The sequence below is a fragment of the Streptomyces sp. NPDC037083 genome (assembly GCF_055606485.1).
On record NZ_JBVJSQ010000002.1, the window covers coordinates 692,910 to 713,246 of the forward strand.

The window sequence follows — 20,337 nt, forward strand, 5'->3', positions numbered from 1 at the left end:
GGCAGGAGGTGAGCGGTGTGTGTCGCGGTCTTCAGCTCGTCGGAGTGTTCCGCGTTGTAGCGAGCCGGACGGCGCGGCCGTCGGCCTCCAGGGCTGCATAGAAGTCATCACCCGAGCCGTCCTCGCGCCGACCCGCCGCGACCAGCCACGGCAGATCGGCGTCCAGCCATACCGCGCCGCGCCATCGCTGCACCTTGACCTTGAACAGCACTGGATCGTCCACGGACCGGATGCGTTCGTGCTTGCCGTCCTCGTCCGCGAACTGCTCGGACGCCTTGGCCAGCACCGGGTGGTCGATCTCGTCCAGCGGCACCGTGACCGGCGGCACCGCGAGGCATAAATCCTCGCGTCAGCAGCGCAGCGTCGGGCGGGCCGGGCGCAGCGAGCCGGGTCCGCTCATTCTTCGATTCCCCCGACCGCGTCGATCTCCTCCGCGGTCAGCCCGGTCAGCAGCATCACATCCGATTTCAGCGAGCCGTCCAGCACACTGAGCGCCTCCAGCATGCCGGACGGGATCGTCCGAGGCGGGCCATTCGCCGTTCCGGGGACTTTGGCTTGCAGTCACCCGGTCGCCGGGGGCGGCCGACGCCCGCTGTCACAGGAAGGGCCCGGGAGCGCGGCGCAGTTCGCGTGGCAGGCCTCGACGCAGTGCCCTTTCGGCGGGGGTGAGCGGGACGTCCGTGCGCAGTCGTTCGGGGTGACCCTCCGGCGGCCCCTGCTGCGTCGCGGTCCACCATTCCGCCGCGATCCACATGCTGCCCGCACCGGCCAGCCAACCCACGAACCGCCAGAGCCATCGCCCCGGCACATCGCGCCCTCTTCCACCTCTCACGACGTGCCTCCCATGCAGAGAGATCTCGGCAGACAAATGTCTGCCGAGATAATTTTGCCGAGGTTTCTTTGCAGAGATGTCTCTGCTGTTGTACGGTGAGACACATGGAGAACACGGAACGCACTTCCTCGTCCCACGACCCCCGAGCCCTCATGGCGCTGGCCCACCCCCTGCGGGTGCGGCTCATCGCCGCGCTGCGGGAGGGCGGACCGGCCACGGCGACACAGCTCGCGAGCCGGCTCGGCGAGACGAGCGGCACGGCGAGCTACCACCTGCGCCAGCTCGCCGAACACGGATTCATCAAGGAGAACACCGAGCGCGGCACCGGCCGCGACCGCTTCTGGGAGGCCACGAACAAGGGCGTGCGGGCGGACAACATCGAGGACTTCGTGCATCACCCCGACCGCGCCGTCCGCGGTGCGCTCGGCCTTCACATCCACGAGGCCGCCCACAACCACACCAAGGAACTCTCGGCCTGGCTGCGCTCCATGGAGGACATGCCTGCCGAGTGGAACGGCAGCTGGGACATCAGCAACTTCACACTGAGGCTCTCGCCCGCGGACGCGCGTGAGCTGGAAGGGAAGATCCACGACCTGATCGAGAGCTACCGCGAGAAGGAGGCGGACAAGCCCGCGGACGACCTGGCCCTGCGCTTGCACGTCCACGCGTTTCCGCGCCCGGTGAAGTAGCACCGCGCCGGCCGGGCTCCGCCGGAGGGACGGGTCCGCAGCTGAAGACAGCAGCTGCGGACCCGTCCGCCGGCCATTCTTCCAGCCCGGGCGGGCGGCGGCGCACCCCGCCCAGGGCCGGCTCAGCCCCGCCATGCGCGCCACGTCGGAAAGGGGATCGCGGTCCAGGGGCGCGCGGCTCTGCGAAGACGCCGCAGGCGCGACCGGGACGACGGGTGCTCGGCGGCGACCAGCTCCCAGTACTCCCGCTCCTCCCGCTCGGCCTGCTCCTCCCATCGCTCACGGCGCTGTGCCGCAAGGGCGTACAACACCGCCGAAACGGCGGCCAGTTCCTCCGGAGTCGGCCGTCCCCGCACGATCCGCAGCGCCTCACCGACCGGTTCGCCGACGCTCACTGCGGCTGGTTCCCGTGCTTGCGGGTGGGCACCGGAGCGCTCTTGGAACGCAGCACCGACAGTGCGTCGATTAGCCTGCGCCGGGTGTCCGCGGGGTCGATGACGTCGTCGACGAGGCCCCGCTCGGCCGCGTAGTACGGGTGCATCAGCTCCCGCTGGTACTCCTCGACCCGTGCCCTGCGCACCTTCTCCGGGTCGTCGGCGGCCGCTATCTCCCTGCGGAAGATCACATTGGCGGCGCCTTCGGCGCCCATCACCGCGATCTCGTTCGTGGGCCAGGCCAGGGCGAGATCGGCCCCGATCGACCGTGAGTCCATGACGATGTACGCGCCGCCGTACGCCTTGCGCAGGACGACCGAGATCCTCGGCACGGTCGCATTGCAGTAGGCGTAGAGCAGTTTCGCCCCGTGACGGATCACTCCGCCGTGCTCCTGGTCCACGCCGGGCAGGAAGCCCGGCACGTCCACGAGCGTGACCAGGGGAATGTTGAACGAGTCGCACATCTGAACGAAGCGGGCCGCCTTCTCGGAGGCGCCTATGTCGAGGACCCCCGCCGTACTGCACGGCTGGTTTGCCACGACGCCGACGACACGGCCCCCCAGCCTGGCCAGGCAGCACACGACGTTGGGTGCCCAAGCCTCGTGCACCTCCAGGTGGTCGCCGTCGTCCACGATCTCCTCGATGACCCTGCGCATGTCGTACGAGACGCTCGCGTCCGCCGGGACCAGGTCCGTGAGCGCCTCGCAGGAACGGTCCGGCGGATCGTCGGTCGGCTGCTCGGGAGGCAGGTCACGGTTGTTGGAGGGAAGCAACGACAGCAGGTAGCGCACCTCCTCCAGGCAGGACTCCTCGTCGTCGTAGACGAACGCGGCGACCCCGGACAGGGACGCGTGCACCTGCGCGCCGCCCAGCTCCTCGTGGGTCACCTGCTCGCCGGTCACCGCCTGGACGACGTCGGGTCCCGTGATGAACATCTGCGAGGTGCCACGCACCATGAACACGAAGTCGGTCAGGGCCGGAGAGTAGGCCGCGCCACCGGCGCACGGCCCGAGGATGACGCTGATCTGCGGGATCACACCCGAGTTGCGCACGTTGCGCTGGAAGATGCCGCCGTAGCCGGCCAGTGCCGTGACGCCTTCCTGGATGCGGGCCCCGGCTCCGTCGCACAGTCCGACCACAGGCGCGCCGGCCGCCTCCGCCATGTCGAGGATCTTGTGGATCTTCTGGGCGTGCGCCTCGCCGAGCGCTCCGCCGAAGATGCGGAAGTCATGGGCATAGGCGAACACCGGGCGGCCGTCGACCAGACCCCATCCGATGACCACGCCGTCGGTGTAGGGCCGCTTGTCCTCCAGGCCGAACCCGCTGGCCCGGTGCCGGCGGAAGGGCTCCACCTCGGTGAAGTCGCCGCCGTCGAAGAGCAGTTGCAGGCGCTCCCGTGCGGTCAGCTTTCCCTTGGCATGCTGGGCGTCGGTGGCCTGGGTGCCGGGGCCGCGCAGCACCTCGCCGCGCCGCTGCGCCAGTTCCTCCGCGAGACGGCGCTGCGAGGGCGCCGGCCCGTCGTCCCGGTCCGCCCGTCGGTGTGCCGGGACGGGAGCGCCGGTCTGCAGGTGCTCGGTGAGAGCCATGTCAGACCCCCGCGGCCCGGCGCAGGCCGTCGACGCGGTCCGTGCGCTCCCAGGTGAAGTCCGGCAGCTCCCTGCCGAAGTGGCCGTAGGCGGCGGTCTGCGCGTAGATCGGGCGCAGCAGGTCCAGGTCCCGGATGACGGCGGCCGGGCGCAGGTCGAAGACCTCGCGGATGGCGCGCTCGATGACCTCCTGCGCCACCGTCGCGGTCCCGAAGGTCTCCACGAACAGGCCGACGGGTTCCGCCTTGCCGATGGCGTAGGCGACCTGCACCTCACAGCGCGTCGCGAGGCCCGCGGCCACCACGTTCTTCGCCACCCAGCGCATCGCGTACGCCGCCGAACGGTCCACCTTGGAGGGGTCCTTGCCGGAGAACGCGCCACCACCGTGGCGGGCCATGCCGCCGTAGGTGTCGATGATGATCTTGCGGCCGGTGAGACCGGCGTCTCCCATCGGACCGCCGATCTCGAAGCGGCCGGTCGGGTTGACCAGCAGGCGGTAGCCGTCCACCTCGAGCTTGACGCCCTCTTCCTGCAGTTCGTCGAGCACGTGCTCGACGACGTGCTCCCGGACGTCCGGGACGAGCAGCGCGTTCACGTCGACGTCGGCCGCGTGCTGGGAGGAGACCACCACCGTGTCGAGACGGACCGGCCTGCTCCCCAGGTACTCGACGGTGACCTGGGTCTTGCCGTCCGGCCGCAGATACGGGACGGCACCGCTCCTGCGCACCTCGGACAGGCGGCGCGCCAGGCGGTGCGCGAGGTGAACGGGCAGCGGCATCAGCTCGGGCGTCTCGTCGCACGCGTAGCCGAACATCAGCCCCTGGTCGCCGGCCCCCTGGAGGGAGAGATCGTCCACTGCTCCGGCGGAGCCGTCGTCCGCCTCGGCGCCGACGCGCGCCTCGTACGCGCTGTCGACGCCCTGGGCGATGTCCGGCGACTGGGCGCCGATCGACACCGACACGCCGCAGGACGCCCCGTCGAACCCCTTCGCGGAGGAGTCGTAACCGATCTCCAGGATCTTGTCCCGCACCAACTGGGCGATCGGGGCGTAAGCGGTGGTGGTCACCTCGCCCGCCACATGCACCTGCCCGGTCGTGATGAGGGTCTCCACTGCGACGCGGGAAGCCTGGTCCTCGCGCAGGAGCGCGTCGAGGATCGTGTCGCTGATCTGGTCGGCGATCTTGTCGGGATGTCCCTCGGTCACGGACTCCGAGGTGAAAAGACGTCGAGACACGCGTACCTCCTGTAACGGAGCGGACTGGGGGCGAAGCGGCGGGAAGGGGTGACGGGGGCCGGGCCGGCGTACGAACGCGCCCCGAGGGGACGAGGGCCTTCGACCCGGCTCTCGGGCCGGACCTGCCGGACCCCGTCGCGCCCGCGTCAGGCTCCGGTGATCTGCTGCTGCAGTCCCATGTGGTCCACCAGCGGCCAGACCTCGGTGATCCGGCCGCCCTTGAGCCCGTAGAAGATGTGGGCGCGCTGGGAGACGCTCCTGCCCGTCGGCGCGTGGCCGCGGAAGGTGCCGGTGTGCCGCCCCGTGGTCACCCCTCGCACCGCCACCGAGTCGCCGTCGGCGACGATGCCCTCGATCTCGAAGCGCAGGTCGCTGAAGGACTCGTGGAGGGACTCCCAGGTCGACTTGATCACCTCCGGGCCCGTCCGTCCCGAGTAAAGGGCGTTGTGCATCACGGCGTCAGGCGCCGTGATCTCGTCGGCGACCTCGAAATCGGCCCGGTTCACGGCCTCTTCGTACAGGCGCAGAATGACGGCCTTGTTGGCCTCGGCTGTGCTCGTCATCGATTCACTCCGTGCTCGTGGGCGCTGGAACATGCCACGGATCGTGGATGCCGAAAACCATGTCAGCGGCGCCGCATACAGAGACTCTGGAGAACGACTGAAGGGGAACGGGAGGTCGTTGCCGCGCTCAACGCCCGCCGCTTAGCCTGTGGGCGTTTCACAGAACCCGGTTGTGCCGTCATCGAGGGGTTCCTATATGCGTTTTGACGAGCTTTCCGTTCCCGGGGCCTATGTGATCACCCCGGAGATTCATCCGGACCCACGGGGAAATTTCTTCGAATCGCTGCGCGTCGATCTGCTGGAGGACGTTCTCGGTCACGCTTTTCGTCCGCTCCAGGTCAACTGCTCGACGTCTCGGCGAAATACGCTGCGCGGAATCCACAGCGTCGCCTCCCCGCCCGGTCAGGCGAAGTACGTCACCTGTGTCCGCGGGGCGGTACGGGACATCGTCGTGGATCTGCGGCCGGGCTCGCCCGCCTTCGGCGCCCACGCGGTCAACACCCTGGACGCCGCGTCGGGCCGGGCGGTCTACGTGCCGGAAGGGGTCGGGCACGGCTTCCTGACCCTGGCCGACGACAGCTGTGTCTGCTACGTGCTGTCCAGCGTGTACGTGCCGGGCACCCAGATCGACGTCGATCCGCTGGATCCCGCGCTGGCGCTGCCCTGGGGGTTCGACGAGCCGCCGGTGCTGTCGGACAAGGACGCGTCGGCGCAGAGCCTGAAGGAGGCGCTCGACTCCGGGATCCTTTCGGGGTGATCTGCGTCAACACCGGCACATGAGCGCTTCTTCAGAGCCGTCCCCGATGGTCCAAGTCATCACACCGGGTAGCAGTCCACCTGAGGGGATGCCTCCATGAAGGCTCTGGTGCTGTCGGGCGGTTCCGGTACCCGCCTACGACCGTTCAGCCATTCCATGCCCAAACAGCTCATACCCGTGGCCAACAAACCGGTGCTCGAACACGTCCTGGCCAATATCCGCGATCTGGGTGTCACCGACGTCGGCGTCATCGTGGGCGACCGGGCGGCGGACGTCAGACGTGCGGTCGGCGACGGCGCGCGATCGGGTGTGCGCATCACCTATCTGCGCCAGGAGAGTCCGCTCGGCCTCGCCCACTGCGTCCGGCTGGCGCGGGAATTTCTGGGCGAGGACGACTTCGTGATGTATCTGGGCGACAACATGCTGCCGGCCGGGATCGGCCAGGTGGCCGCCGACTTCACGGAAAACCGGCCGGCCGCACATGTCGTCGTGCACAAGGTGGCCGATCCCAGCGCGTTCGGAGTCGTCGAACTCGATTCCGCGGGCCGGGTGGAGAACCTCGTGGAAAAGCCGCAGAATCCGCGCAGTGATCTGGCCCTGATCGGCGTCTACTTCTTCACTCCGGCCATTCACGAAGCGGTTGCCGCGATCGCCCCCAGCCCGCGCGGAGAGCTGGAGATCACCGACGCCATCCAGTGGCTCGTCGATCACGGAGCGCCCGTCGAGGCCACGCAGTACAGCGGCTACTGGAAGGACGTCGGACACGTGGAGGACGTCCTCGAATGCAACCGGGTTCTGCTCGAAGGCGTCGAGAGCCGGATCTCGGGCGAGGTGGACGACGCCAGCGTGATCAAGGGGCCCGTCGTCGTCGAGGAAGGCGCGCGCGTCGTGCGTTCCCTCGTGGAGGGTCCGACGATCATCGGCCCCGGCACGGTGGTCGAGGACAGCGCCGTGGGCCCCTACACCTGCCTGGGCAGCGGGTGCGTCGTGCGGTGGACCCGGCTCGACGCGTCGATCGCGCTGGACGGAGCGGTGATCACCGGAGTGCGCCGGCTGAGCGGCTCCCTCATCGGCCGGGAGGCCAGGATCTCCCTCGGCGCCCAGGACCCGGCGCAGCACCGGCTCGTCGTCGGCGACCACTGCCGGATCGAGGTGACGGGATGAGACTGTTCGTGACCGGCGGAGCCGGGTTCATCGGCTCGGCGTACGTCCGTGCGGTGCTGAACGGCGAACTGCCCGACAGCGCGGCCGTCGACGTCACCGTCCTGGACAAGCTCACGTACGCCGGCAGCCGCGACAACCTCCCGGCCCGGCACCCGCGTCTGGAGTTTGTACGGGGCGACGTGTGCGATCTGCCGCTGCTGCTGGACGTGCTGCCCGGGCACGACGCGGTGCTGCACTTCGCCGCCGAGTCCCACGTCGACCGGTCGATCGAGGCGTCCGCCGCGTTCGTGCACACCAACGTGGGCGGTACGCAGTGCCTGTTGGAGGCATGCCGGCGCACCGGCGTGGAGCGTGTCGTGCACGTCTCCACCGACGAGGTGTACGGATCGATCGCCGAGGGCTCCTGGACCGAGGAGTGGCCGCTCCAGCCGAACACCCCGTACGCCGCCTCCAAGGCCGCCTCGGACCTGGTCGCGCGCTCCTACTGGAAGACGCACGGGCTGGACATCTCGATCACCCGCTGCTCCAACAACTACGGGCCGCACCAGCACCCCGAGAAGCTGATCCCGCTGTTCATCACCAACCTGCTGGAGGGCATCCCGGTGCCGCTGTACGGCGACGGGATGAACATCCGGGAGTGGCTGCACGTCGACGATCACTGCCGGGCCCTGCACCTGGTGCTGGCACGCGGCAGGGCCGGTGAGGTCTACAACGTCGGCGGCGGCAACGAGCAGACCAACATCGACATCACCAGCAGGCTGCTCGCGCTCTGCGGCGCGGACTCCTCGATGATCCGCCGGGTTCCCGACCGCAAGGGTCATGACCTGCGGTACTCCATCGACGAGAGCAAGATCCGGTCCGAACTCGGCTACGTTCCCCAGGTCGACTTCGACCGCGGCCTGGCCGCGGTGGTCGCCTGGTATCGCGACCACCCCGACTGGTGGAAGGGCTCCAAGTACCGGCAGGCCCCCGCATGACCGTCGTGGTGCTCGGAGCCACCGGCTTCCTCGGACGGCACATCTGTGCGGCCCTGCGGGACGCGGGCCGTCCGGTACATGCCGTCGCCCGCGCAGGACCGAGGCCCTTGGATCTCCTGCGGAGCGCTCCGCAGGCCCTGGCCGCCGTGTTCGACGAGGCGGACGCGGTGGTCAACGCGGCGGGCCGGGCCTGGCAGGCCGACGCGCGGGACATGGCCCAGGGGAACGTGCGCCTGGTGCGGAACGTGCTCGAAGCGCTGCACCTGACTGGCCGTCGGCCACGCCTCGTGCAGCTGGGCAGCGTGCACGAATACGGGACGGCCGAGCAGGGCACGGCGATGGCGGAGAGCCACCCGCCGCGTCCCGTCACCCCGTACGGCCGAACGAAGCTGGAGGCCACCCGCGCGGTGCTGGACGCCGTGGACCGCCGGCAGCTGGACGCGACCGTGCTGCGCGTGGCCAACGTGTGCGGTGCGGGAGCGCCCCGGGGCAGTCTCTTCGGGCTGGTCGCGTCGAGTGTGCGCGAGGCCGGGCGAGCGCGCGCCGCGGGCCGGACGCCGCCTGCCCTGCGGGTGTCGCCGTTGCGGGCCCACCGGGACGTCGTCGACGCACGGGACGTGGCGGACGCGGTCGTCGCGGCCTGCGCGCCGCAGGCCGCCGTGGCCGGACGCGTGATCAACGTGGGTGCGGGACGCGCCGTGCACATGCGGGCGCTGGTGGACCGGGCCGTCGCGCTCGGCGGCGTCCCGCTGACCGTGGTCGAGGCGCCCGGTGGCGGCCGGGCCACGGCGGCCGACTGGCAGCTGCTCGACATCGAGCTCGCCCACCGCCTCCTCGGCTGGCGGCCCCGACGAGGCCTGGACGAGATGCTCGGCCATCTGCTGTCCCCGCAGGACTCGCCCCTCATGGACCCAAGCTGGAGAGGATGAACAGGTGAGCGATCACAAGGACCTCGTCCTGGACGCGACACGCAAGTACCACCAGGAGCGGGCGAACGGCGCCGGCGGGTTCGTCCCGGGTGTCACCGAGATCTGGCCGTCGGGAGCCGTGCTGGAGGAGTCGGACCGGGTCGCGCTGGTCGAGGCCGCGCTGAACATGAACATCGCCGCCGGCCCCAGCGCGCGCAGGTTCGAGTCCGCGTTCGCCCGCAGGCTCAAACGGCGCAAGGCGCACCTGACCAACTCCGGCTCGTCCGCCAACCTGCTGGCGGTGTCGGCGCTCACCTCGCCGCGTCTGGAGGACCGGCGGCTGCTCCCCGGCGACGAGGTGATCACAGTCGCCGCGGGGTTCCCGACGACGGTGAACCCCATCCTGCAGAACGGGCTGGTGCCCGTCTTCGTCGACGTGGAGCTCGGCACGTACAACACCACAGCGGAGCGGGTCGCCGAGGCCGTCGGCCCCCGTACCCGTGCCGTCGTCCTGGCCCATGCGCTGGGCAACCCCTTCGAGGTCGCCGAGATCGCCGAACTGTGCGCCCGGCACGACCTGTTCCTCATCGAGGACAACTGCGACGCGATCGGAGCGCTCTACGACGGCAGGCTCACCGGCACCTTCGGCGAGATGACGACCGTCAGCTTCTACCCGGCGCACCACCTCACGATGGGCGAGGGCGGCTGCGTGCTGACCTCGGACCTGACGCTGGCGCGCGTCGTGGAGTCGCTGCGCGACTGGGGGCGCGACTGCTGGTGCGAGCCGGGCGAGAACGACCGGTGCCTGAAGCGGTTCAAGTACCAGATGGGCACGCTGCCAGCCGGGTACGACCACAAGTACATCTTCTCGCACGTCGGTTACAACCTGAAGGCCACCGACCTCCAGGCCGCCCTCGGGCTCAGCCAGTTGAGCAGGCTCGACGAGTTCATCGCCGCGCGCAGGCGGAACTGGTCCCGGCTGCGCGAGGGGTTGGACGGGCTGCCCGGCCTGCTGCTTCCCAGGGCCACCGAGCGGTCCGAGCCGAGCTGGTTCGGATTCGCCCTGACCGTCACGGACGAGGCGGCCTACACCCGGGCCGAGCTCGTGGACTTCCTGGAGTCACGCAAGATCGGCACCCGTCGGCTCTTCGCCGGCAACCTCACCCGCCACCCCGCCTACGTGGACCAGCCGCACCGTGTGGTCGGCGGGCTCGCCAACAGCGACGTCGTCACCGACCGCACCTTCTGGATCGGGGTCTACCCGGGACTGACCGACGAGATGACCGACTACATGGTGTCCTCGATCGCGGAGTTCACGGCGGCCCGGTCATGACCGCGGCCACGGTCACCGTGCCGAGCCGCCGGCAGGACGCGGCGGCCGAACGGCTGAGCCGCTCGGCCGCCGCCACGGACGGCGCCCTGATGCCGACCGGACGGTTCGGCCCATGGCTGGCCGAGCTCCGCGCCGCCCACGCGTTCAGGGTGGACCGTGTCCCCCTCACCGCACTGGACGGCTGGTCGTTCGCCGCGGGCACGCAGAACCTCGTCCACCACACCGGGCGGTTCTTCTCGGTGGAGGGACTGGACGTCACGGTGTCCGCGGACGGGAGCGGACTGCCCGCGGACGTGCCGCCCTCGTGGCAGCAGCCCGTCATCCGGCAGCCCGAGGTCGGCATCCTGGGCATCCTGGTCAAGGACTTCGGCGGAGTCCTGCACTGCCTCATGCAGGCCAAGATGGAGCCCGGCAACCCGAACCTCCTGCAGCTCTCCCCCACCGTGCAGGCCACCCGCAGCAACTACACCAAGGTGCACCGCGGCGCGGACGTGCCGTATCTGGAGCACTTCGTCCGGCCGGACCGGCATCGGGTCATCGCCGACGTCCTGCAGTCCGAGCACGGTTCGTGGTTCTTCCGGAAGTCGAACCGCAACATGATCGTCGAGGCCACCGGCGACGTGCCGCCGCACGACGACTTCTGCTGGCTGACGCTGGGGCAGATCGGGGAACTGATGTGCCGGGACGACGTCGTGAACATGGACTCGCGCACGGTGCTGTCCTGCCTTCCGCTGCCCGACAGGCACGGCCGCGCCCGGTTCACGGACACCGAACTGCTGTCCTGGATCACGGGCGAACGAGCCCGCTACTCGGTGAACGCCCGCCTCACGCCCCTGGGCGCCCTCGACGGCTGGCGGCGCAACGAAGGGACCGTCGAGCGGGCGGACGGCCGGTACTTCCGTGTGGTGGGCGTCTCGGTCACGGCGGGGAACCGTGAGGTGAAGAGTTGGGCCCAGCCCCTGATCGAGCCCGTGGGGCGCGGCGTGACGGCCTTCCTGACCCGTGACTTCGACGGGGTCCCGCACGTCCTGGCGCGCGCCCGGGTCGAGGGCGGCTTCCTCGACACGGTCGAGCTGGGTCCCACCGTCCAGTGCACGGTGGACAACTACGCGCATCTGCCCTCCGAGCACCGGCCGCCGTTCCTGGACCAGGTGCTGGAAGCGGACGCCGCACGGATCCGCTACGCGGCGGTGCACTCCGAGGAGGGCGGCAGGTTCCTGGCCGCCGAGAGCCGGTACCTGGTGGTCGAGGCGGACGAGGAGCAGGCTCCCGCCGAGGCGCCGCCGGGCTTCGCCTGGGTGACGCCCGGCCAGCTGCGCTCACTGGTCCGGCACGGCCATTACGTCAACGTGCAGGCACGCACCCTGCTGGCCTGCCTGAACACGGTCGGGGGCATCGCCCCGTGACCGGCCGGGCGCTGCGCCTGGGCGTCCTCGGCTGTGCGGACATCGCGGTGCGCCGGATGCTGCCGGCCTTCGCCGCCTCCCCGCAGGTGGAACTCGTCGCCGTGGCGAGCCGGGACGGCCGCAAGGCCGGTCTGACGGCGGAACGGTTCGGCTGCCGGGCCGTTGTCGGCTACCGCCGGTTGCTGGAGCTGGGAGAGGTGGAGGCGGTGTATGTGCCGCTGCCCGCGGCGCTGCACGCCCGTTGGGTGGAGGCGGCGCTGCGGGCCGGCCTGCATGTGCTCGCCGAGAAGCCCCTCACCACCGAGGAGGCCCGCACCCGGGCTCTGGTCGCCCTCGCCCGCGAGCGGGGACTGGCCCTGATGGAGAACGTCATGTTCGTCCACCACCGGCAGCACGAGGCCGTGCGCCGGCTGGTGGCGGACGGGGCGATCGGCCGCCTGTGGTTCTTCCAGTCCTCCTTCGCGGTGCCCGCCCGCGCCGAGGACGACATCCGCTACGACGCCGCCCTCGGCGGCGGCGCGCTCTGGGACGTGGGCGTCTACCCGCTGCGGGCCGCGCTGCACTTCCTCGGTCGCGGCCTCGACGTCGTGGGCGCCCGTCTGTTCGCGGGCGCCGGGCGCTCGGTCGACACCTCGGGGGCGGTCCTGCTGGCCTCCGCCGAAGAGGTCGGCGCCCAGCTCTCGTTCGGGCTGGAGCACGCCTACGCCAACAGCTATGAACTGTGGGGCAGCGGTGGGCGCATCACCGTGCAGCGGGCCTTCACCCCGCCGGTCGACCGGCCTCCGCAGATCCTCCTGCACCGCGGCTCGGGGGTCGAGGAGATCCGGCTGGACCCGGACGACCAGGTGGCCAACACCGTCAGGGCCTTCGTGGACGCGGTACGCAACGGCACCGGCCCGGATCAGTCCTGTCTCGACCAGGCCGAGCTCCTGGAGCGCGTCCGCCGCGCCGCGTCCGGCGCCGATGACGGTTTCGGCGCCGGACGCCGTGGACCGTGACGGTCGTCGCCCGGACCGTCCCCGGCCGCCGCCCTCCGCGCCCCCGCCCTGCCGACCCCGCGCGGAGGGCCCACGCGGTTCGGGCAACGGGTCGGCCGAGACATCCGGTGCGCCCGTCGGCGAGGGCCGGCCGTAGAGGCTGCGACCCACGCGCCGCCCGAACGCCGTGGGCCCCGGGCGCTGTGCCCGGGGCCCACGGCGTTCGGCGTCGGGCGCCGAGTCGGGGGAGTCAGGGGACCAGCACCACGCCGCCGCGCGTCCCGCCGGCGGCCAGCGCTCCGTGGGCCTCGCCGGCCCGCTCGAAGGCGAAGGTCCGCGGTGTGCGCAGGGTCAGCTCGCCCTTCTCCACGAGGGCGACCAGTTCGGCGAGCTGCTCGCCGATGCCGCGGGCCAGGACGACAGCGGTGCGGATGCCGCGCTCACCGGGCGGCGGGAACGGCGGAGTGACGCCGGTGTAGGCGCCGCCGTCACGGACCGCGCCCAGCGCCGGGGCGCCTATTGCCGCCGCGTCCAGAAGCCCGTCGACCCCCTCGGGAACCACCGAGCGGACGGCGGCCGCCACGTCCTGGGAGCGCGCGACGAACGTCGCGCCCCGGTCGGTGACGAAGGACTCGTCGTTCGGACCCGCCGCACCGACGGTCTTCAGGCCTCGCAGACGGGCCAGTTCCAGGGCGAACCCGCCGACCCCGCCCGCGGCGCCCGTCACGGCGAGGGTCGAGCCTGCCGGGAGGGCCAGCAGGTCGAGGCCCTGCAGGGCGGTCAGCGCGTTGAGCGGGAGGGTGGCCGTGGCGGCCGGGTCGGACGTGGCCGGCGCGAGGGCGAGCACGTCGGCGGGCAGCACCACGTACTCGCTCTGCGTGCCCCGCTTGGTGTCGGGCCAGTTGGACATGCCCACCACCCGCTGGCCGACGGAGAACCCGCTCACGTCCGCGGCCACCGCGTCGACGGTGCCGACGACGTCGGCGCCGAGGACGTAGCGGGGCCCTGCCGGCAGCATCGGGCCGAGGAAGCCGGACCGCGCCACGACGTCCAGCGGGTGGACGGCGGCGGCGAGCACGCGGACGCGTACCTCGCCGTCCCCGGGCTCGGGCACCGGAAGATCGGCGACCGTCAGGGCGTCCGGGCCTCCGAAGGACGTGATGGTCACTGCTCGCATCGAGACTCCTTGGTGAATGGGTACGGGAGAGTGCGCAAGCGCGCGTCTCAGGGCTGTTCGTGGGTGTAGGCGACGCGGCAGGGGATCGCGTCGACAGAGGTGACGAGCTGTCCGACGGAGGCGAAATGACCCTGGGCGTCCGGGCGGGCCCGCATCGCCTCGAAGGCCTCCTTCGACTCCCACTGGACGTAGGCGATGACACGGCCGCCGTCGTGGCTTCGGTGCAGGCTCGTGGCCACGAACCCGGGCTGCAGGTCCAACAGGGGCATGCCCTTCAGCAGCACCTCGGTCAGCTGGTCCTGGTTCTCCGGGGTCGTGTGGAAGATGTTGACGGTGGTGAAGTACTTCTCCGGCGCGATGGTGGCGCTGGTCATGTCTGCTCCTCACGGGCGGCACGGGGGCGAGGGAACGGGAAGGTCAGAGGGTCCGGCCAGTGACGGTCGCGAGGATGTCCGCGAAGTCCTCGGCGTCCTCGGCGTCCTGGGAGCGCCAGGCGACGAAGCCGTCGGGCCGGACCAGCAGGGCGCCGTGCGCGCCGATGCCGCTCGCTTTGCGGAACTCGTCGTGCGGGTCGCGCACCTCGCCGTCAGGACCGAGCCGGTGCACCTTCAGCGGCATGCCGAGCTCGTCGGCGGCGGCCAGTGCCCGCTTCGCCCGGTCGTCACCCTGGTCGCCGGTGAAGAGCAGGAAGGCCTCGCCGGTCAGGTCGATGGGAGAGACCCGACCGCCCCGTGAGTCGGTCAGCCAGGTGTGCGGTACGCGCATCCCGGGCCGGCCGTCGATGACGAGTTCGTGGCTGAGCGGGTCGTCGAAGTCGGTGCCGGGAATGACCGGGGAGGTGTAGCGGTAGGCAGTGGTCACGATGGTCTGCTCGCGCTCGTCGCGCTCGTCGGCGTCCTGCGGGTCGCTCCACCGCATGTGCCGCATCCAGGCCTGGTCGATGGTGGCCCGGCCGACGGGACGGCGTTCGGTCTCATAGGTGTCGAGCAGTCCCTCGCCCGCCCAGCCGCGCAGGACGCCGGCCAGTTTCCAGGCCAGGTTCTGGGCGTCCTGGACGCCGCAGTTGGCCCCGAAGCCGCCGGTCGGCGGCAGCACGTGGGCGGAGTCGCCGACCAGGAACACCCGGTTCTCGCGATAGGTCTCGGCTATGCCGTGCCCGATCCACCATCCCTTGGACTCGAGGATGTTCACCTCCAGGCCGGGGACTCCGGTCGCCTTGCGGACCAGTTCCACGCATTCCTCAGGGGTGATCTTCGAGGCGTCGAGGACCCGTGGGTCGCCGAAGATGCCGTAGATCCAGCGCTCGTCGTCGACCTTGAAGAGCATGCCGGGGGCGTCACGGTTCTGCAGGTAGAGGATCATGAAGCGGCGGCCGTCGAGTATCGAGTCGATGTCCGCGGTGAACAGGATGTTCAGCACGTGGCCCAGTGCGCCGTGGCCGTGCCGCTCGATGCCGAGTTCCTTGCGCAGGGGGCTGTGCGCCCCGTCCGCTGCGATCAGGTACCGGGCCCGGACCGAGCTGGTGCGGCCGCTCTCCAGGTCGCGCAGCTGCGCGGTGACGCCGTCCTCGTCCTGGACGAAGGAGGTGAGTTCGGTGCGGAAGGAGATCTGCGCGCCGAGCCGGAGCGCCTCCTCCAGCATGACGGGCTCGACCTTGTCCTGGCCGCACCAGACCGCCTCCGACGGTCCGATGTCGTGGAAGTCGTTCTCGCCCTCGGCCATGACCACGACGTCGCCTTCGACGATGTGGGCCAGGGACTGGGCCCGCAGGATGGCGCGCGGGAGATGGTGCGGCGGGAGATCCCGGTCCGCCCAGTGCTTTCCGAGCACGAACTTCTCCGCCACGTCCAGCACTCCCTGCTCGATGCCGAGCGTGCGGAACAACTCCATGGTGCGTGGACTGACATGCGTGGAGCGCAGCATCTGGGAGACGCCCGAATTGCGCTCGACCACGAGACAGTCGATTCCCTGCTGGCGAAGAAACAACGCGGAGGCGAGGCCGGACATGCCACCACCGACCACCAGAACCGGAACCTGAACGTCTGCCATGATGTTTTTCCTATCCGGTGCCATTCGACGAAACTTCTCCAATTCGCTGCGAAAAGAATGTCGAGCAGCTCTCCACACGAACTGAAGAGTCGATGAACCGGCACGTCGGAGCGGTCCCCGGGGAGGCGCACGGTCGGCCGCCGCGGATGTCGGCGGCGGGCGCCGGCCGCGGGTTCAGCGTCGTCCGAGCGGTCGTTCAGCCGGCCCGGCGACGGTGGGGCGACTGTGTCGACTCATCTACAGGAGCGCGCTATGGGTAATCTCTCGGGCAGGACGGCGCTGGTCACCGGGGCGTCCCGCGGAATCGGACGGGCCGTCGCCGAACGGCTGGCCGCCGACGGCGCGCTGGTCGCCGTCCACTACGCGACGGACGAGGCCGAGGCGAAGGAAGCTCTGGCGGGGGTCGAGGCGGCGGGCGGACGGGGCTTCGTCCTGCGGTCGGAATTCGGCACCGAGGGCGACGTCGACCGGCTGGTCGCCGGTCTGCGCGAGGAGTTGTCGGGGCGGCCGCTGGACATCCTGGTCAACAACGCGGCCGTCGGTCACACCGGCTCGATCGACAGCGCCACGCCGCAGGACTTCGACCGGGTCTTCGCCGTCAATCTGCGGGCGCCGTTCTTCCTCACCCAGCAGGTGCTGCCCCTGCTGAGCGACGGGGGGCGCATCATCAACATCAGCTCGTCGGTGACCCGGATCGCGGTCTCCCACGAACTCGTCTACGGCATGACGAAGGCGGGGCTGGACACCATGGCCCGTACGCTCGCCCACAGTCTGGGCGCCCGCGGCATCACGGTGAACTCGGTCGCGGCCGGCGTCACGGACACCGACATGATCGCCCTCCTGCGCCAGTACCCCGAGGCCATGGCCTCGGTCGCGGCCGCCACCGCGCTCGGCCGGATCGGGCAGCCCGACGACATCGCCGGCATCGTCGCCTTCCTCGCCTCCGACGACGCCAGGTGGGTGACCGGACACCTCCTGGACGCCACCGGGGGGATGTGCCTCGGCCTGGGCATCTGACCCGCTCCGGCATCGGCCGGGCCCTCCCGTCCAGGTGCACACAGGGCGCACTCTTTGACGGATCCATGCACGCGCATAGCATCGGGAGATGAATTCCACCGTCTTCGACAAGGTCGACCGCGACCTCGCGCACGCGCTGCAGATCGACGGGCGCGTCCAGTTCAACAGGATCGCCGAGGTCCTCGGCATCTCCGACAGCACGGTCGCCCGCCGCTACCACCGTCTCTACTCGGCCGGCCTGCTGAGGGTGGTGGCCTCGGTGAACCTCTCCCGGCTCGGATACGTGCCGTGGACCATCCGGCTGCAGTGCACCCCCGACGCGGCGGGCGGCATCGCCGCCGCGCTCGCCCGCCGCACCGACACGTTCTGGGTGCATCTGCTGTCCGGTGGCACCGAGATCTCCTGCAGCACGCAGGCGCGCACCGGCGGCGGCAGCGGCGATTCGCTGCTCCTGCACAAGCTGTCGCGCACCACGCGCGTGGTGTCGGTCAGCGCGCACGCGATGCTCCAGGGGTTCGCGAGCCCGGCGCAGTGGTCGGGCCTGACGTCGCTCTCGCCCGAACAGGCCGAAGCCCTGCGCCCGGAACCCGCCGACGCGGACGAGGGCCCGACGGACCTCTCGCACGAGGACCACTCCCTCGTGGAGGTCCTCTCCCGCAACGGACGGGCGGGTTTCGGGGAGTTGGCGGACGCCACCGGTTGGTCGGAGTCGACAGTCCGGCGCCGCATGGAGCACTTGCGGCGCACCGGCGTCCTGCGCTACGAGGTCGACCTGCCGATGACGGCACTGGGCTACCGCGCCGAGGCCCGGCTGTGGATGTCGGTGCGCCCGTCCGAGCTGGTCGCGACGGCGCAGGCGGTGGCCGCGCACCCGGAGGTTTCCTTCGCGGCCGTCACCACCGGCCCCACGAACCTCATGGCCTCCGTCATCTGCAAGGACCACCCCGACCTCTACCGCTATCTCACGGAACGGGTGGCGTCGTTGGACGGTGTCCACAACGTGGAGATGGCCACTGTCGACCGCACCGTCAAGCGCGCCGGGACGGCCCTGCCCAGCGAGGCGTTCCGTGAGGCGGCCCTCCTGTGAGGCCGATCGACTCGACGATTTCCACTTCCGGATCATCGTTCGGTGCGGATATCCGTCAGAATCTCACCGCCGGTTAGGTGTGCACGACCCTTCGCCGCCACTCTGTGAGTGTTCCCGCAAACGAAAGGACATCTGATGCGCAAGTGGTTGCCGCTTGTCGCGGTGTGCCTCGGGTCGTTCATGCTCATCGTGGACACCACCGTGGTGACCGTCGCGCTGCCCGAGATCGGCACGGGTCTGGACGCCTCACTGTCGAGCCTGCAGTGGGTCATGAACATCTACACGCTCGTGCTGGCCGCGCTCACGCTCAGCGCCGGCTCCGTGGGCGACCTGCTCGGCCGCCGGCGGGTCTACCTGCTCTCGCTCGCGGTGTTCGCCGGCGCCTCGCTCCTGTGCGCCCTCGCCCCCAGCCCCGAGGTGCTCATCGCGGCCCGCGGTCTCCAGGGCATCGGCGGGGCCGCCATGTTCGTGACCAGCATGGCGCTGCTCGGCACCACGTACGAGGGCAAGGACCGCGGCACCGCCATGGGCGTGTGGTCCGCCGTCATCGGCGTCGCCGCCGCGGTCGGACCGATCTTCGGCGGTCTGCTCACCGAGAGCATGAGCTGGCGCGCCATCTTCTACGTGAACATCCCGATCAGCCTGGTGACGATGCTGCTGACGAGGGCGTGCTTCACGGAGTCCCGCAAGCCGGGCGGCGCCCGCATCGACTTCCCCGGGATCATCACCTTCGCCCTCGCCTCCGGCGCCCTGACCTACGGTCTGATCCGGGCCGGAGAGGACAGCTGGACCTCGGCGTTCACCCTCTGCCTGTTCGCGCTCGCGATCCTGAGCACCGTGCTCTTCGTCGTCGTCGAGCAGCGTCATCCGAGCCCGATGCTGGACATCTCGCTGATGCGCAACCCCTCGTTCCTCGCCATCATGCTGAGCACCATCGCCTCCGCCTGGGGCTTCTCCAGCCTGGTGTTCACCTCACTGTGGCTGCAGTCGGTCGTCGGACTCACCCCGATCAAGGCGGGTCTGGCGCTGCTGCCACTGGCCGCAGCGACGTTCGCCGCCTCGACGCTCACCGGCAAGCGCCTGCACGACGTCTCCCCGCGGGTGACCATCACCGCGGCGCTGGTCCTGATCGGCGCCGGCTGCGCCGTCAACGGACTTGTGATCGACGGCGACTCGTCCTGGGTGGCGGCCCTGCCGGGACTGCTCGTCATCGGCGTCGGCGTCGGCGTCGGCATGCCGGCCACCGGGTCCGCCGTCTTCGCCTCGGTGCCGCCCCAGCGGGCCGGCATGGGCTCGGGAGCCATGGCCACCTTCCGTCAGCTGGGACAGGCGCTGGGCGTGGCCGTCCTCGGCCTGGTCTTCGCCAACGTCATCCGCGGCGACCTGAAGGGCAAGGTCGACGACCCGTCCGCCGCCGAGGACGCCCTCACCAGCGGGCGCAGCACCACCCTGGACGTGCTGCACGACGCCGGCGCACACGGTCTGACCTCCGTGTACCTGGCCTCCGCAGGCCTCGCCCTGGTGGCGGCGCTCGGCACGGCCGTCTTCATCCGCAAGCGCGCCCAGGCCGCGCCGCCGCACGCCCCGGCGGGCAAGGAGGCGGCCGAGGCCCACTGACACACCGACTCCGTGCGCGGGTGTTCGTCCCCCGTCACCTCACGCACGGACGAGCCGCCGGCCCCCAGCGGGCCGGCGGCTCACTCATGCGCGTCCAGGTCAGAGGGACTTCAGCTGCTGCAGCAGACCCGCACGGTCGACCATGGGCCAGATCTCCGTCACCCTCGACGCGTCGTCGAGCCGGTAGAAGACGTGCGCCCGCTCGGAGACGCGCAGACCGGTGGGCGCGGTCCCCGCGAAGGTCCCGGTGTGAGTGCCTGTCGTGGTGCCGCGCACGGCCACCACGTCGCCGTCCACCAGCAGGTCCTCGACCTCGAAGTGCAGGTCGCTGAACGCTTCGTGCAGCGCGCGCCAGGTCGCCTTGAGAACCTCGGGCCCGGTCTGGTCGTGATAGGGCGCGTGGTGCATGACCGCGTCCGGGGCCACGAGCTCATCGGTGATCTTCTCGAAATTCCCCTGGTTCAGCGCCTCGTCGTACAGACGAAGGATGACGCTCCTGTTGCCGTCCGGGCTCGCCATGAGGTCTCTCC

The 20,337-nt window shown here is 70.6% G+C and carries 21 protein-coding genes; 11 read left to right on the plus strand and 10 right to left on the minus strand.

Features of this window, described 5'->3' with window-relative positions; genetic code table 11:
• Positions 1–31: 31 nt before the first annotated feature.
• Both ACZ7DE_RS07770 and ACZ7DE_RS07775 read right to left on the minus strand, forming a co-directional pair.
• Entirely contained in the window at positions 32–328 is a 297-nt protein-coding gene (locus ACZ7DE_RS07770; protein WP_470758817.1) for a hypothetical protein, read from the minus strand.
• A 267-nt stretch (positions 329–595) separates the two neighbouring features.
• Entirely contained in the window at positions 596–832 is a 237-nt protein-coding gene (locus tag ACZ7DE_RS07775) for a DUF6059 family protein (RefSeq protein ID WP_470758818.1), read from the minus strand.
• A 104-nt stretch (positions 833–936) separates the two neighbouring features.
• Here ACZ7DE_RS07775 and ACZ7DE_RS07780 point away from each other — a divergent pair, with 104 nt between their 5' ends.
• Positions 937–1,521, plus strand: coding sequence for a helix-turn-helix domain-containing protein (locus ACZ7DE_RS07780; RefSeq protein WP_470758819.1), 585 nt, complete (start codon positions 937–939; stop codon positions 1,519–1,521).
• Positions 1,522–1,643: 122 nt separating this feature from the next.
• Here ACZ7DE_RS07780 and ACZ7DE_RS07785 read toward each other — a convergent pair whose 3' ends face one another.
• From ACZ7DE_RS07785 to ACZ7DE_RS07800, 4 genes are all read right to left on the minus strand, one after another.
• Positions 1,644–1,916: an acyl-CoA carboxylase subunit epsilon gene (locus ACZ7DE_RS07785; RefSeq protein WP_470758820.1), complete on the minus strand. Its 273-nt coding sequence runs from the start codon at positions 1,914–1,916 to the stop codon at positions 1,644–1,646.
• The gene (locus tag ACZ7DE_RS07790; protein WP_470758821.1) at positions 1,913–3,541 is read right to left on the minus strand and encodes an acyl-CoA carboxylase subunit beta; all 1,629 of its coding nucleotides are present in this window, start codon (positions 3,539–3,541) and stop codon (positions 1,913–1,915) included. Before ACZ7DE_RS07790 ends, ACZ7DE_RS07785 begins: the two co-directional genes overlap by 4 nt.
• 1 nt (position 3,542) lies before the next feature.
• Positions 3,543–4,775, minus strand: coding sequence for a methionine adenosyltransferase (gene metK / locus ACZ7DE_RS07795; protein ID WP_470758822.1), 1,233 nt, complete (start codon positions 4,773–4,775; stop codon positions 3,543–3,545).
• A gap of 146 nt (positions 4,776–4,921) precedes the next feature.
• Positions 4,922–5,338 (minus strand): ester cyclase, encoded by a 417-nt coding sequence (locus tag ACZ7DE_RS07800; RefSeq protein WP_470758823.1) that lies wholly within the window; start codon positions 5,336–5,338, stop codon positions 4,922–4,924.
• A gap of 196 nt (positions 5,339–5,534) precedes the next feature.
• Between ACZ7DE_RS07800 and ACZ7DE_RS07805 the strand changes: the two genes are divergently transcribed.
• The 7 genes from ACZ7DE_RS07805 to ACZ7DE_RS07835 all read left to right on the plus strand — a co-directional run bounded on the left by ACZ7DE_RS07805 (position 5,535) and on the right by ACZ7DE_RS07835 (position 12,881).
• Positions 5,535–6,095 (plus strand): dTDP-4-dehydrorhamnose 3,5-epimerase family protein, encoded by a 561-nt coding sequence (locus tag ACZ7DE_RS07805; protein ID WP_470758995.1) that lies wholly within the window; start codon positions 5,535–5,537, stop codon positions 6,093–6,095.
• 96 nt (positions 6,096–6,191) lie between these two features.
• Positions 6,192–7,259 carry a glucose-1-phosphate thymidylyltransferase gene (locus ACZ7DE_RS07810; RefSeq protein ID WP_470758824.1) on the plus strand — a complete coding sequence of 356 codons (1,068 nt, stop codon included), beginning with the start codon at positions 6,192–6,194 and terminating at the stop codon, positions 7,257–7,259.
• Positions 7,256–8,236, plus strand: a complete 981-nt coding sequence (rfbB, locus tag ACZ7DE_RS07815) for a dTDP-glucose 4,6-dehydratase (protein WP_470758825.1) — start codon at positions 7,256–7,258, stop codon at positions 8,234–8,236. Before ACZ7DE_RS07810 ends, rfbB begins: the two co-directional genes overlap by 4 nt.
• The gene (locus tag ACZ7DE_RS07820) at positions 8,233–9,165 is read left to right on the plus strand and encodes an NAD-dependent epimerase/dehydratase family protein (protein WP_470758826.1); all 933 of its coding nucleotides are present in this window, start codon (positions 8,233–8,235) and stop codon (positions 9,163–9,165) included. Before rfbB ends, ACZ7DE_RS07820 begins: the two co-directional genes overlap by 4 nt.
• Before the next feature lie 4 nt (positions 9,166–9,169).
• Positions 9,170–10,477: a lipopolysaccharide biosynthesis protein RfbH gene (gene rfbH / locus ACZ7DE_RS07825; protein WP_470758827.1), complete on the plus strand. Its 1,308-nt coding sequence runs from the start codon at positions 9,170–9,172 to the stop codon at positions 10,475–10,477.
• Positions 10,474–11,883, plus strand: a complete 1,410-nt coding sequence (locus ACZ7DE_RS07830; RefSeq protein WP_470758828.1) for an NDP-hexose 2,3-dehydratase family protein — start codon at positions 10,474–10,476, stop codon at positions 11,881–11,883. The genes rfbH and ACZ7DE_RS07830 overlap by 4 nt, the downstream gene beginning before the upstream one ends.
• Positions 11,880–12,881 (plus strand): Gfo/Idh/MocA family protein, encoded by a 1,002-nt coding sequence (locus tag ACZ7DE_RS07835; protein WP_470758829.1) that lies wholly within the window; start codon positions 11,880–11,882, stop codon positions 12,879–12,881. The genes ACZ7DE_RS07830 and ACZ7DE_RS07835 overlap by 4 nt, the downstream gene beginning before the upstream one ends.
• 229 nt (positions 12,882–13,110) lie before the next feature.
• Here the strand turns inward: ACZ7DE_RS07835 and ACZ7DE_RS07840 are convergent, their stop codons facing one another.
• The 3 genes from ACZ7DE_RS07840 to ACZ7DE_RS07850 are packed head-to-tail and all read right to left on the minus strand — an operon-like array spanning position 13,111 to position 16,086.
• Complete coding sequence (locus ACZ7DE_RS07840) at positions 13,111–14,037, minus strand: NADP-dependent oxidoreductase (protein WP_470758830.1); 927 nt, start codon at positions 14,035–14,037, stop codon at positions 13,111–13,113.
• A 47-nt stretch (positions 14,038–14,084) separates the two neighbouring features.
• A complete protein-coding gene (locus ACZ7DE_RS07845) occupies positions 14,085–14,411 on the minus strand; it encodes an antibiotic biosynthesis monooxygenase family protein (RefSeq protein WP_470758831.1) in 327 nt (108 codons plus the stop codon).
• Between the two features lie 43 nt (positions 14,412–14,454).
• On the minus strand, positions 14,455–16,086 hold the full coding sequence (locus ACZ7DE_RS07850) for an FAD-dependent oxidoreductase (RefSeq protein ID WP_470758832.1): 1,632 nt from the start codon (positions 16,084–16,086) through the stop codon (positions 14,455–14,457).
• A 252-nt stretch (positions 16,087–16,338) separates the two neighbouring features.
• Here ACZ7DE_RS07850 and ACZ7DE_RS07855 point away from each other — a divergent pair, with 252 nt between their 5' ends.
• From ACZ7DE_RS07855 to ACZ7DE_RS07865, 3 genes are all read left to right on the plus strand, one after another.
• Entirely contained in the window at positions 16,339–17,103 is a 765-nt protein-coding gene (locus ACZ7DE_RS07855; RefSeq protein WP_470758833.1) for an SDR family NAD(P)-dependent oxidoreductase, read from the plus strand.
• Positions 17,104–17,191: 88 nt separating this feature from the next.
• The gene (locus tag ACZ7DE_RS07860) at positions 17,192–18,190 is read left to right on the plus strand and encodes an Lrp/AsnC family transcriptional regulator (RefSeq protein ID WP_470758834.1); all 999 of its coding nucleotides are present in this window, start codon (positions 17,192–17,194) and stop codon (positions 18,188–18,190) included.
• A gap of 135 nt (positions 18,191–18,325) precedes the next feature.
• On the plus strand, positions 18,326–19,807 hold the full coding sequence (locus ACZ7DE_RS07865; protein ID WP_470758835.1) for an MFS transporter: 1,482 nt from the start codon (positions 18,326–18,328) through the stop codon (positions 19,805–19,807).
• A gap of 99 nt (positions 19,808–19,906) precedes the next feature.
• On the opposite strand, the gene ACZ7DE_RS07870 is transcribed toward ACZ7DE_RS07865, so the two are convergent.
• Complete coding sequence (locus ACZ7DE_RS07870) at positions 19,907–20,326, minus strand: ester cyclase (protein ID WP_470758836.1); 420 nt, start codon at positions 20,324–20,326, stop codon at positions 19,907–19,909.
• Positions 20,327–20,337: the final 11 nt, after the last annotated feature.